Origin of the sequence: Staphylococcus sp. HMSC059F04 (assembly GCF_001812565.1) — a bacterium.
Classification (GTDB): Bacteria; Bacillota; Bacilli; order Staphylococcales; family Staphylococcaceae; genus Staphylococcus; species Staphylococcus lugdunensis.
Map to the genome: position 1 here is coordinate 154,056 of NZ_KV809479.1, position 13,815 is coordinate 167,870.

The 13,815-nt window shown below is 35.5% G+C and carries 12 protein-coding genes; 1 reads left to right on the forward strand and 11 read right to left on the reverse strand.

Translation table 11 applies throughout. The features are described from left to right. Together HMPREF2864_RS09690 and srtA are read right to left on the reverse strand one after the other, a co-directional pair. Nucleotides 1-3,681 (reverse strand): YSIRK-type signal peptide-containing protein (locus HMPREF2864_RS09690; RefSeq protein ID WP_256277709.1); only part of this gene is annotated, 3,681 nt, incomplete at its 3' end. Between the two features lie 198 nt (nucleotides 3,682-3,879). Further along, nucleotides 3,880-4,485, reverse strand: a complete 606-nt coding sequence (srtA, locus tag HMPREF2864_RS09695) for a class A sortase SrtA (RefSeq protein WP_002460445.1) — start codon at nucleotides 4,483-4,485, stop codon at nucleotides 3,880-3,882. A gap of 150 nt (nucleotides 4,486-4,635) precedes the next feature. Here srtA and HMPREF2864_RS09700 point away from each other — a divergent pair, with 150 nt between their 5' ends. Continuing rightward, a complete protein-coding gene (locus HMPREF2864_RS09700) occupies nucleotides 4,636-5,130 on the forward strand; it encodes a GNAT family N-acetyltransferase (protein ID WP_002460446.1) in 495 nt (164 codons plus the stop codon). A 130-nt stretch (nucleotides 5,131-5,260) separates the two neighbouring features. Here HMPREF2864_RS09700 and HMPREF2864_RS12345 read toward each other — a convergent pair whose 3' ends face one another. From HMPREF2864_RS12345 to pgsC, 9 genes are all read right to left on the reverse strand, one after another. Then, nucleotides 5,261-5,437 carry a hypothetical protein gene (locus tag HMPREF2864_RS12345; protein WP_014533217.1) on the reverse strand — a complete coding sequence of 59 codons (177 nt, stop codon included), beginning with the start codon at nucleotides 5,435-5,437 and terminating at the stop codon, nucleotides 5,261-5,263. A gap of 196 nt (nucleotides 5,438-5,633) precedes the next feature. Next, a complete protein-coding gene (gene sdaAA / locus HMPREF2864_RS09705) occupies nucleotides 5,634-6,530 on the reverse strand; it encodes an L-serine ammonia-lyase, iron-sulfur-dependent, subunit alpha (RefSeq protein WP_002460448.1) in 897 nt (298 codons plus the stop codon). Nucleotides 6,531-6,543: 13 nt separating this feature from the next. Next, the gene (gene sdaAB / locus HMPREF2864_RS09710) at nucleotides 6,544-7,224 is read right to left on the reverse strand and encodes an L-serine ammonia-lyase, iron-sulfur-dependent subunit beta (protein WP_002460450.1); all 681 of its coding nucleotides are present in this window, start codon (nucleotides 7,222-7,224) and stop codon (nucleotides 6,544-6,546) included. 2 nt (nucleotides 7,225-7,226) lie between these two features. Next, nucleotides 7,227-8,270 (reverse strand): PTS sugar transporter subunit IIC, encoded by a 1,044-nt coding sequence (locus HMPREF2864_RS09715; protein ID WP_002460451.1) that lies wholly within the window; start codon nucleotides 8,268-8,270, stop codon nucleotides 7,227-7,229. 485 nt (nucleotides 8,271-8,755) lie between these two features. Further along, nucleotides 8,756-10,243, reverse strand: coding sequence for a xylulokinase (gene xylB, locus HMPREF2864_RS09720; protein ID WP_070545516.1), 1,488 nt, complete (start codon nucleotides 10,241-10,243; stop codon nucleotides 8,756-8,758). Nucleotides 10,244-10,519: 276 nt separating this feature from the next. Next, nucleotides 10,520-12,118 (reverse strand): gamma-glutamyltransferase, encoded by a 1,599-nt coding sequence (locus tag HMPREF2864_RS09725; RefSeq protein ID WP_002460453.1) that lies wholly within the window; start codon nucleotides 12,116-12,118, stop codon nucleotides 10,520-10,522. 2 nt (nucleotides 12,119-12,120) lie between these two features. Further along, the gene (locus HMPREF2864_RS12195; protein ID WP_002478612.1) at nucleotides 12,121-12,282 is read right to left on the reverse strand and encodes a hypothetical protein; all 162 of its coding nucleotides are present in this window, start codon (nucleotides 12,280-12,282) and stop codon (nucleotides 12,121-12,123) included. Continuing rightward, on the reverse strand, nucleotides 12,275-13,339 hold the full coding sequence (locus HMPREF2864_RS09730; protein WP_070545518.1) for a CapA family protein: 1,065 nt from the start codon (nucleotides 13,337-13,339) through the stop codon (nucleotides 12,275-12,277). Before HMPREF2864_RS09730 ends, HMPREF2864_RS12195 begins: the two co-directional genes overlap by 8 nt. A 23-nt stretch (nucleotides 13,340-13,362) precedes the next feature. Further along, nucleotides 13,363-13,815: a poly-gamma-glutamate biosynthesis protein PgsC gene (gene pgsC, locus HMPREF2864_RS09735; protein WP_002460457.1), complete on the reverse strand. Its 453-nt coding sequence runs from the start codon at nucleotides 13,813-13,815 to the stop codon at nucleotides 13,363-13,365.

Genomic DNA, 13,815 nt, shown 5'->3' on the forward strand with positions numbered 1-13,815 from the left:
GCCATTCAGAACATCTTTTCCATCTCTACCGTTTTGACCATTCTCACCTTTGTCACCTTTTGGTCCTTTGATATTTCCACTTGGAACCCATTTTCCGTTTTCTTTTTTATAAGTGTCGCCAGTGTTAGTGTCGATATACGTATCGCCATTTAGACCATCACTATCTGTAGGAGGTATTATTCCACTTATTAATTCAGTACCTTGTCGCCCATTTCGACCATTTTGACCGTTTTTACCATCAGCAATGAAGCCAGATGAAATTTCTTCATCACCTTCATCAAAAATACCGTTGTTGTTATTGTCATAATAGAATTTGACTTCATGACCTTTATCAGGATTCGCGGTAGCTGTGGCAGTTCTAAATGTTGACACACCACGTAAAATTTTCTTAATATCTACCGTTGGGGTACGACCATCTTTGATAACAGCTGTGTCGACTACGATGTCTTTGCTTGCATCAAAGGCTTGATCGCCATCTTGGTCGTAATAGAAGGTCAATGTTGTTTCATGTTTTTGATTATCACGGCTACTTGATACTCGGATAGATTTTCCATCTACACCGTTAATGCCTTGCAGACCTCTCTCACCACGTTCACCATCAGCTACGAAAGTTTTAATTGGCGTACCACCATTTGCAGGGGTAATCGTGATTTCCACACCATCTTTTCCATCATGTTGCGTACGTGTAGCTGTCACGGTTGGACTCGCACCATCAGCACCTTTATCACCTTTGTCACCTTTTGGAATTACCATGGTTCTATTATCAGTAAATGTTACTAATTTATCGCCATTTGCTTGTGGCGTAATAGACTTGATTCCAATTGATGTACCATCTTGACCTTTTGGTACTGTCATTGTTTTGCCATCTGTAAAATGTACGACTTTATTACCTGCTACGTCTGTATCAATTTGGGTAATACCTATTGATGTACCATTGTCGCCTTTATCACCTTTGTCGCCTTTTGGAATTACTACGGTAGTGTGGTCTGAGAAGACAATTTTACGATCACCATTTGGTTCTACCGTATTGCTTGTAATTGTAATTGAATGACCATCGGCACCTTTTGGACCAGCTTCACCACGATCACCTTTGGCACCTTTTGGTATTGTCATTGTTTTACCATCTGTAAACGTTACAACTGTATCGCCATTTGCTTGCGGCGTAATTGTACGTATTCCTACTGAAGTACCATTACGTCCAGGCGTACCTGCTGGAATGATAATAGATGAATTATCACTAAATTGAACTGTTGTATTTCCTTGTGAATCTTTAGATATGTGTTTGACAGTAATAGATTTACCTGCTGGACCTTGGTCACCTGTATCACCTTTTGGTCCTTTAGGAATTTTAAGAGTTGTGTTATCACTAAATCTTACAATTGTATTACCATCTGCATCCACAGTTGTACTAGTAATTGTTATTGATCTACCTGCTGGACCTTGAGCACCTGTATCACCTTTGTCTCCTTTTGGTCCTTTAGGAAGACGGATTGTTCGTCCGTCACTAAATTGAACGACTCTTTCTCCAGTACTTGGATCTAAATATTCATTTGTAATAGTAATAGAACGACCATCATTACCAGGTAAACCATCTGGTACAAAGAATCGACTTACTTGTTGACCAGTTGTCGCATTCGTAATTGTTACCCAACTACCTGGTTTATTTTGATCTTGTCCACGTTGAACTGATGTAGTAAGGTTAGGTGTTCTACCATCTCGAGGAATAATAATTTTTCCAGGTTTACTTGTTTTACCTTCAACAGTTGCTACGGCTGAAATGTGGTCCCCTTCTTGCAATATATAATTTGGCAATTGGAAATTAAATCGACCTGAACTATCAGATGTCGTTTGATAGTTTCTTCCTCCTACTGTTATTGTTACGGCAGCATTAGGGCTTGTTTCACCGCTAACAATATTTGTACCAGAAAGTTGTGGTTCAAGAATTGGAGGTAGTGGTCCACTGATATTAGAATCATTTACAGCCCCAATACCAATTTTAATAATTTTATTAACTGGTGGTATATTGTATGTTTCTTTAACAAATCGACCAATTGTTTGGTTATTAAATTTAACAATTGAATAAAGTGTACCGCGTTTACCTACTTGACCTTCTCTTTGAACTTCTTGTTGACCTACAGGTAAATCTTTAGAAACCACGTATTCTATTTGGAAAGGAATATTTTCAACTTCTGACGTATCATCAGTAGTGATAATATGACGATCTGGATTATTATCTCCCTGGATGTTCATTTCGTCATAGAAGTAGTTATCATTTGAATTTGGGTTCATTACACCTTGACCAACAAGAGTAACGTTGTTGTCGAACATTAGAACCTTACCATTAAAGCTTAAATCACCATTCCAATCACGTACTGGAACACTAAAATGATATTCTACACGTCCACCACGTTGAACAAAATATCTCGTAATTGTTGGTCGGCTACTCAAACCATAACCAGCTGGATAACTAGGGTGTGGACTTTTAATCATATCTAAATTATTTGAGATTGTATTACCACCATATATATTAAAACGACCGTTAATACGTTCTGGCACATTATATCCTGAGCCAAAGTTAAAGCCACCTAAATCAGCGTCATGCCCAGATGCAGAAGCTGATGGATTAACTTTCCAAGTTACAGTAAAGTCCATTTTATTTGTTCTTTTATTAGGTTGAACATGTACTGTATAGTTTGCAGGAGATTGGCCTTGAGAAGTATATCCTTGACCGTTAACTGTTAAGCCTTTATTTGGATCTATATAAATACTACGCTTTAACTCTGCTACCGATCCAATTTCTGTGTTATTAACATTTACACCATCAACAGGTATAGTAGCATATGTTGTGTATAATGATGTTTGTTCTTTAGCATATTGAATACCAGCATACATTATCGCTTGAAATGCTTTTTTAGCATCTGTCTTATTAAAGTCTATATTTAAGCGATTAACAATTGCTCTAACGTCTGTTTCACTGTATGATTCAGCTAATAAATCATGCACTAATTGACTTCTATTTGTTGATTTATTGTATTTATCAATAAATTCTGCTGGTGGCTCTGCATTTTCAGCAGCACTAGCATCTGAGTCAAGACTACTAGCAAGTGGTACTGAAGTTGCAGCACGCGCACGTGTCGTATCATACACTGGGGTAGTGATATTAGAGTTTGTATCTACACTATCATCAGTTTTATTTTCATCTGTTTCTTTTGAAGTCGCTTTATCATCTGAATCTTCTGATGCTTTTTTGTTATCAGAAGCTGCTTTTTCTTCTGTTTTTGCTTGTGTTTGTGCAGTTTCTTTTTTAGATTCTGTTTGCGTAGCTGTTTGATTTTGCTCTTTCTGTGGTGCTACGTGCTTAGAATCTGTTTGATTATTGTTAGAGTTAACCTCTGTAGTAGGTGTTGCTTTATCTTGCTCAGGTGCAGTTTGAACGTTTTGAGCATTAGAAGCTGCAGTTTGTTGACTGCTATCTGCCTCTTGAGAAGTCGATGCTGACTGTTCAGTTGCTACCTTATCTGATACCTTTGCTGAACTATTGCTTTGGGCGTGTGCTTCATTACTCAAACCAAAAATCAATGTTGTCCCAACAAGAATAGAAGCAGTACCAATTGTAAATTTTCTAATCGAATAATTGTTATGTCGATTAAGAAATTGAGCTGGTTTTTTGTTTGATTTCACTTTTTGTCACGTCCTCGTTGTATAATCTTGATGTATTTATCTACACTAAGAATATCAGATAATTTAGCGTATAACAATACTATTATTTTTTTATATCATTTTTTGTGCTTCGAATTTTGCTTAAAATCATATTGTGAGAGAAAATAAAAAACACTTCAATCTATTAGTTAATAACTAACGGATCAAAGTGTTCTACAATTATTTAATCTGTTCTGCTATAAATATTTTACGCTTTTCCCAAACACCCGTCTTTTCATTATAATCATCACAAGTAATTAAAGTTAGGCGGTTTTTATCCCCTCTATGCTCATCTAGCACATCGATTTCGTCTGGATCCACATCTCGTATAGTTGTCATTTTATACTCTCTTGTTTCATTTCCCACTTTAAAATAAACCTTGCTACCTTTTTTAGCTGCTTTTAAATTTGTAAATTGATAATGTGGGCGGCCAATATATGTATGACCTGCAATTGCAATATTTTGATCATCTAAAGATTCCTGTTCTTCGGCAAAGCTAACTCCACGGTTTAATTGTTCAGGTGTCGCTGGTCCAGGGTAAACAGGTTCATTAATATCAGCATCTGGAATACGGAGATAACCAGCCATTTCTGCCTTGTCTTTAGGGATGGTTGGCTTATCATTTTTATTTGCTTTACTGACTGTTTTATCATAGTTTTCTATTTTATCGCTATTATCTTTGTCATGTAAATAACTATCAATATGAGGTTTGGCAAATAGGTAAATGGCAACTAATATAAGTATAACTCCAATAATGGTCATCAATTGGTTTGTCCATTTTCTCATGCAGTATTTCTCCTTTAAACCGTAAAATTGTTTGATAATAGTATAGCATTGATTGCTTTTTTTACCTACGACAAGTTTGTCATATTTTATTACATAAATTTGAAATCAATAGTTGAACACTATACAATAAAAAATAAAAAGGTGAGACATATGATTAGACACGCAGAACGTCAAGATTTACCGGCCATTCTATCTATTTATAATGATGCTATTATCAATACGACAGCTGTTTATAGCTATGAGTCACAAACAATAGAGGAACGTGAAGAGTGGTTTGAGAGAAAAGTTATAGCCGGAGAGCCTATTCTCGTATTTGAACAACATCAACAAGTCGTTGGGTTCGCTACTTATGGTTCATTCCGAGATTGGCCTGCTTATCTCTATTCAATAGAACATTCAATTTATGTAGATTCAGCCTATCGCGGCCATGGTATTGCTTCACAATTACTTAGTCAACTAATGCAAATTGCTAAAGATGAAGGCTATCGTACAATGGTTGCAGGTATCGATGCTTCAAATGAAGTAAGCATTCATCTACACGAAAAAATTGGTTTTATTCATGCAGGTACAATTAATAATGTTGGTTACAAATTCAATCGTTGGTTGGATTTAGCATTTTATCAAATCGATTTATTAACTAAATAATTCAAATATTAACATTTAAGTCTAATAAATTTTGTCATCACTTTGATATTAATTTATAACCGTACATAGACTCGTTACTATAGCAATAAAAGCGCTCAAGTTTCATTTCCCGAACGCTTTTATTATTCAACTATGTCATTTTTTTAGCTTTCTTAATAAATTGGAAATAGTAAAAGAAAAATACGATTATCATACTAAGCGACATGCATTGCAATAGAAGATTCTCCCATGTACCCTCCGTTGTCAAATAGTAGGTCATCGTTGTGTTAATCGTAAAGGCTAAAAAAATCCCAAATAACCTTCGCATAACATCAACCCCTTTTGGATATTTTATAATCAAAGTTGTAAATTTGCAATATAAGATTTTAAATTTTCGGAAAATTGACTCCACTTCTATGTAATCAATTGTGGTAAATATCCATGAAAAAGGGGAGCAGGACAGAATTCATTATGAATTCGTAGTCCCACTCCCTAAAATGTTATTATCTAGGTTTTCGTAGAATTTAGTTATTGACTTTTTTTTCAGCGTCTCCGAAGATTTTACGTTTAATCGCTTCTCCTGTTGGTGTTCCAGCTAAGCCACCAAGTCCAGTTTCTCTTAGAGATGCTGGTAAGTTTCTACCAACTTTATCCATAGCTTCAATAACTTCATCAACAGGAATTCTACTTTCAACACCTGCTAATGCTAAATCTGCTGAAATTAATGCGTTACCAGATCCTATGGCATTTCTCATTACACATGGAATTTCAACTAAGCCTGCAACTGGGTCACAAACTAATCCTAATAAGTTACTAATTGCTAATGCCATAGCATGTCCAGATGCTTCTGGTTTACCTCCAAAAATGGCTACAGCTGCCGCAGCTGCCATTGCTGATGCTGATCCTACTTCGGCTTGGCAACCACCCGTAGCACCTGCAACACTGGCGTTATTTGCAACAACACGGCCAAACAGTGCTGAAGTAAACAAGAAATCAATCATTTGATCTTCAGTTAAATCGTGTGTTTTTTCTAATTTAAAAAGTACGCCCGGAATCGTTCCGGAGGAGCCAGCTGTTGGAGTTGCACAGATGATACCCATTGCTGCGTTCACTTCATTTGTCGCAACAGCTCCTTTAACCGCTTCAATCATCTCATGCCCAGATAAAGCGTGTTGTGATTCATTGTATTTATTTAATTTGATTGCATCTTGACCTGTGTAACCTGTAACACTTTTTACGCCTTCACCAGTTGTGCCCTTTTCAACTGCTGCGCGCATTACTTCAAGATTTTGTTTCATAATTGCTCGAACGTCTTCACGTGATTTGCCTTGAAGTTCCATTTCTTCATTGATCATGATGTCAGCAAATGACATATCATTTTCTACTGCATAATCAATTGTCTCTCTAATTGAATCAAACATTATAAATCCCCCTCTAATTTATATAGGATACGTTTAAGTCACTATATTTCTCTCTTATTTGTTCTAACGCTGATTCTGACAATGCTTTAGATAAAGGTAATACTACTAAACATTGGTTGTCTTTCATTTCAGTCATTTCTTTGTCAATTGCAGCACCGGCTTCACTGGCAAAGTTAATGAAATGATTGACTGTGGATTTATCAGTATAACCATCCATCACTAAAATAGGTAATCCATGATTGAAGTTAACTTCTAGCCCTTCAACGTTAATACGTTTTAGTTTAATTGTTCCGCCACCAATTGAGTTACCAATTACTTCAATATGGCGACCATTTGCTTCAGCTTTAATATACGCACAGTTTGGATGTTCTCCCAAGCTTTCGCCTCTGTCTTCAATGATATCTACTTTGATACCTTGACTTTCAGCAATATTTAAAGCATCTTTAATACGGCTATCAAACGTGCTATAGCCCATCGCACCACCTATAACTGCGACATCTGTGCCATGACCTTGATGAGTTTCAGCAAATGATTCGTAATAACGAATTTCAATTTTCTGAGGTGTAACACCAAGTACACTTCCTGCTGAGTTACCGATTTTAACGGCACCAGCAGTATGAGAACTTGATGGTCCCATCATAACTGGCCCAATAATGTCAAATGCGCTTTGATAATCATAGGATTTTTTAGCCATTATTAAACACTCTCCTTAACTTGGTTGTTTTGTCCAGGAATCGTGATGTCTGTTTTTGTAATATTTAATTTGCTAATCAATTTACCAAAGATATACGCTAAAATAATACTTACAACTGCAACCACAATAATTGTAATAACTGATGGTAAAGGTTTATTAAAGCCAAACAATACAATGGCACCAGCGATTGGTGTTGCCATACCAGTTACATTTATCACTAGCCCTGCAAATGTAACGATACATGCGTTGACCATACCGATAATCGCATTCGTACCATAAAGTTGTAATGGATACTGTGCGATTAAGTCAATTTGGGTAAGTGGTTCAATACATACCGCAAATGCTTTTGATGGTCCACCAATTTTCAATGTTCTAAATAAGACAAAGTTAACAAATGAGCTGCCCATACAAGTTAATGCACCGATTGCCATTGGCACACCAGTGAGTCCTAATAAACTAGTTAAAACCATAGAGCTTAAAGGTGTCATTCCTGTAACTGGAATAACAAGTCCTAATATAATTGCTAATGCGTATGGGTTGTTATCTCCAACTGAAGTAACAGCGCCACCAATTTGTCTTAATACTGCCATAACCCCTGGTGAAATAATATGTGCTAAACCAAACGTAATAGCAGGTGCAACTAGAATGACAACAATTAAATCTAAACCTTCTGGAACTTTTTTCTCAATAAGCTTAATTCCAAAAGCCATAATGTACGCAGCAATAAATGCAGGTAATAATTTGTAATCATGTAAGACTAGCCCTACAATCACCGCAAAAACAGGTGATATATTTAATTTCAAACACGTTAAAATACCTACAGCTACGCCGCTAAGACCGCCGACTAAATCACCGATCTCTTTTAAAAATTCAATGTGAAATACGCCGCCAATAGCGTAACTCAGGAATGCTTGTGGTAAAAATGTAGCACAAGCAGCTCCGGATAAAGCTTGTAGTCCTTGTTTACCGTACGGTGCATACTTTAAAAACAGTGTCATCACTGCTAACACCAATACGAGTGTACCTACGCCTAGAATAATGTTCATTTCCCAAAACCTCTTTTCAATTTTTTCTAGCCATAGTCATCGTACACCCCTAAGAAAACGATTTCAATATAAAACAAAATTTTATTTAGTCTAAAATGTGAATATATTCACAATATGCAAATTTTCGCGTTTCTAAAATTGTGTTATTTAAATTATTGTAACGATTAAATTTATTTTTTAACATTTTACACCATGAAGAACTTGATTGCAACAAGTAAAATTTTATACATAATTCTTCATATATTTACACTAACTTTACACATCTTTATCGTAACGTATACTTAAATATTTTTGTTTTAAAATGCTCACGATTTAATCACAAAAAAGGAACGGGAGAGAATTCATTATGAATTCGTCGTCCCGCCCCGGCAAGGTCGACTAGAATTGAAAAAACTTAGTATAAGCGTATTTTCAATCCAGTCAACTGCTACCAATATAGAGTTTAGAACATAAATCATAATGATGCCCTAGACTCTTGCTTAATTTTATATTTCTAAAGTCAATAGTTGTTGTGTAATCGTTCTTGTTTGTGCATATACCTGTTGATATATTTGATAAAATTGCTCGTATTGACGATGCCGTTCTGGATTAGGATGAAATTCTGCAACGATATCTATAAATGCATCGACACAGTCTTCAATACTCTCAAACCAATTTAGACCTACTGCTGCTATCATAGCAGCTCCCATGCTAGGACCTTCTTCGTGTTTTAACTTTCTTACAGTCGTATTAAAGACATCTGCTTGAAGTTGTAACCAGAACTCACTTTTAGCACCTCCGCCAATAGAAGTGACATGCGTTATTTCTTTACCCGCCGCTCTCATTAACTGTATTGAATCATATAAAGAATACGTCACACCTTCAATAACTGCTCGAGAAAAATCCGCCTTTGTATGGCTGCCACTTAAACCAATAAAACTTCCTCTAATAAAGGCATCTCCATGTGGTGTGCGTTCACCTGCTAAATAGGGAGTATAAAGTAGACGGTTCGCACCGATAGATGATGAGGCTGCTAACTTAATCACATCATCATAACTATCCGATGCAAAAAACGTATGTTTCAACCAAGAAAGACTGTAACCTGCTGCTAATGTTACTCCCATTGCATAATAAGTATTTGGCACACTATGATTAAAGAAGTGAATGTTGTTTTGATATTGTGTATGTTCATCCTTTTCAACATTGACAATCACGCCAGACGTCCCAATGCTACATAAAGTGTCATTATCATTAACTACACCAGCACCAATTGCACCACACGCATTGTCTCCGCCTCCAGCAAATACTTTGACATTTGATGTTAATCCTAGTTCTATGGCTAATCCTGACTTAACATTACCGACGTAACCATGCGATGGTATTAATGGTGGATAAATCTCACCTAAACCAAAGGCATCTCCAATTTCTCTTGTCCACTCATGCGTTGTTGGATTAAGTAATAATGTACTTGCTGCATCAGAGTATTCCATATGTATCTGACCGGTTAAACCGTAACGAATATAGTCTTTAGGTAATACAAACGTATCCACTTGTTTCCATAGCTCTGGCTCATGTTGTTGCATCCATAACATTTTAGGTAAAGTAAAACCTTCAAGAATTGGATTACCATTTAAACGTTGCCCATAGCGCGCGATGATTTGTTCACATTGTGCTGAATTGCGCGTGTCATTCCATAAGATTGCATGCCTCACAGGACAACCATTTTTATCCAAAGGAACCAAGCCATGCATTTGTCCAGAAAATGATATCCCTTGAATTGTATGATGCTTAAGACTGTCATGCTGTGTAACGCGCTTAATCCCTTGCTTTACGGCATCTAGCCATTCATCTGGATCTTGTTCATTATATCCCGGCTGTTGCTGAATCAATGTTAAAGGCTCGCTAACGGTTACTAATACCTGTCCTTCTTTATCTACTGCGATGATTTTCACTGCACTCGTACCTAAATCAATACCTAATACGACTTCTTGCATAAATGGCCACCTTCTCTCACAAAATTAATTGTCTATCATTCCGTGTCCTCACATAGTCATGACTGTTATCATTATATAACGACATAATAAAAATGATAATATATTTTTAGCGTAAAAGATAAAATAATAATACAACTATTTTTCATCCTGACATGTGCTCATTTCTGTTATTACTTTGTATACTAATAGAAATGTAACACATGACAAATAATACAGAAAAGCTGCCGTCATTGTTTACAACAATAAACGACAGCGAATAACGATGTTATCAACATTTTAACGGTTTCCTACATCAGATCCCACTTCTACTTTTTTACTATTTTTATTGTAAATAGCTCCTTGAACACTACCAAAGTTTGGATCATTTCGTTTTTCTTCCACATTAAAGCCTAATGATTTAAACGCCTGAATGTCATCGTCACTTGTTGCATTTTCATAATAGATTGTTGAACCATCATTATAGAATCTTGGTTTATTAATTGATTCCTGCAATGTGCCATTACCTTTTAAATAATCTACGATGACCTCATTAAGCATCGTTGGAATTTTATTACCACCTGGCGTACCGATTCCCATATAAAAGTCTGGTCCTACGATGATTGAAGGTGAAGTATAAGAGCGTGGCGCCTTATGCTTTTCACCGTAGTTCGGACTATTGGGATCACTTGAGAAGTTTGTTAAAGAGTTATTCATATAGAAGCCTTCTTTAACGTATTTTCCTGATCCAAAGAAACTAGACAACGTATTTGTGGTACTGACAACCTTGCCATTTTTATCTATAACAACAAAATGTGTGGTGCTCGTATTGTCCACTTGATTCTTATTAAAATTACTTGAATCAATATTAATACCATTTAATTTTTCTAGTAAATAATCTTTAGATAAGTATTGTTCATTACTGGCTTCTTGACCATTAACAATATCTCTATTGCGATACATTAAGTCTCTAGATTTAAGAATACTGCTAATATAGTCTATACGATTGTCTTCATTTTGCTGACCAGGGTTGTTGCTCTCTTCAAGTACTAAGCCTTGTAACATCAGTGTTCCACCTAATGGGTTAGAGGCTGAATAAACTTTGTTATTCAAATAATTCGTACTTACAGGTTCTTTTTCTTCTGTTTTAAACGTTGAAAAGTCTTTTTCAGTCAATTTATCATCCACTTGCTTTGAAATGCTTTTACCAAGATCTTCATAAAAATAATCAGGTCCTTTGTCTTGGATACCTTTCAATGTTTTTGTCAAAGCTTCCTGTTTTACGACATCTCCTTCTCTCACCGTTTTGCTTCCTTTAAAGAATGGTGAGTCACGGTCGATATCGGAACCATAAATTTTCAAACTACGCTCTAACTCTGAATCTACTTCAAAGCCATCTTGGGCTAACGGAATGACATAATCTAATATTTTCTTTTCATCCATTTTCCCTTCTCTTTCATGCATATCATGCATGCCTCTTACAAATCCTGGTGTCCCTATCTGATCTCCTTTTTTATAATCATAAGAGGAAAGTGTTTTATATTCATACATTTTTGGAACTTCTCCATCTTTACCATTATATGTAAGCGACGCACCGCCACCGCCAAGTCCAGATGAATGTGGTTCGGTGATTGCCAAAGCATAAGATACGCCAATAGCCGCATCAACTGCATTTCCACCATCTTGCAAAATCTTTTCTCCGACCCGCTTCGCGATATAGTTGTTTGAAGCAACCCCATAGTCTTTTTTATCTTTAGGTGTTTTATGATCAGCTATTTTATTTTCATAGAGCGCATCTTTATTGGGGTTATCCTCTTTTTGAAAAAGATAAAATGTAAAGGATACTGCAATTGTTGCAATCAAAATGACAATCAAGGTCATTTTATTGTATATATTCATAGTTAGCTTGCTCCTTTTGAAAGATATTGCTCTGTGCCATTCTCTAACTCTTGCTTTTCAAATTTATCTAAACCTTCATTCGCTCTTGAAAATGTAACCATGATTAAAATAAAAAGTACAATAAGGACAACTGTTATAGCAACATAATGTTCTTTTTTATTCAAATGAATAACCCCCATCTTTTTCGGCTTTTAAATTGACATGCTCGCCTTTAATGTTGTTATAAAATTTGCGTTGTTCCATTTTACTCATTAAATCTCTAGTTATCTTACCATCGGAAGATTTAATAGGCGTCAAATGGAAACGACTTGCTTTACCGGTCCAATCTTGCTGCACAATCATACCTTTATGATTTTTTGATAGAAATTCATCTGATGTTGTATTGCCTAAACTATAGAATATGGGTTTGTTTTTGTACTTATCTATTTCTTGGATGACCGAATTATGTCCGATAATAATGTCAGCTCCTGAATTTATTAAAGCTTTCGCATATTCACGTTGTCGTTCTGTAACGTTGCGTTCGTTTGGAATCCCCCAATCTACATTAACAACGACGTAGTCATTATTTTGTTTTAATTTTTTTAACAGTGGCATAAAAATATTAGGATCCAAACTAATGGATGTTGTATTTTTCAATGGCCCTGTGTAATTTGACTCGACATCTGTAAACGATACATTGGCAATTTTTTTATTTTTAATTGTTTGTTGAACCGTTTTACTATTAATAGGATTAGAGCCATTACCAGTTAAAAAGTTATATTCTGTTTGGGCCTCCACTTTTTTACTTAAATCTTGAGCTTGTACATTATCAACTTCGTTATTTATAAGATTGACACTTTTAATATTCTGATCTTTTAGAAATAAAATATTTTCTAAATTCTTTTTCAAATTCTCATCACTTTTATCTGAAAAGTGATTTACATGCAGTGATGCCGTTGAAAATTCACTTTGCTTTAATGGTTGTTTTAAACTAGCGAACACATCATTGAGATTGATATTACGTATATGTGAGTTAAGGTTAATGTTGCCTAGATAAGTCATGCGAATATTATTTCCAGATTTAGGGATACTATCTACTGACTCAACCTTTTGCGAGCTAATTGCCACAACTAATAACACCAGCGTAATTACCAGCACAATTAATGTATATAAAAAGTTACGTCGTTTATGTCGTTTTGCTTGTTTTAACAACCACTCACTTGCTGTTAACTTCTTTTTCATGATTTTGCGCTCCTTGCTCGTAATTAATTAATAAAGCTATATAAGAACAAGATGACATAAGTGATACAAGTTAATAACATTGTCGTTGATAAGGTAATTACGACACCTTGTTTTTGAATTGTATTCGCAATTATTCCTGGTATAACAACACCTATGCCTGATACTTCTACGACTTCAAACGGGGTTATTGGATAAATTAAATCAAAGATAAATTTTAATACCATTCCCGTTAAAATCATCGCTGCAAATTTTCGTCTACCATATAAAATGACCCATTTGCTTATGCCAAATGTCACAATAAAATAAGTTAAGCAGCTAATGACGAGCACTGATAATAACATGATGGGCTCATCAAAGATAAGTGCTAGGTAGCCTGGTACAACAAGCCCTGCTGGATTAATTCCAAATTTTTCAGCAAAAATCAAACTAAGCACAATTCCTACAAATAAGGAAAAATATAATTCTGAACCTATCAT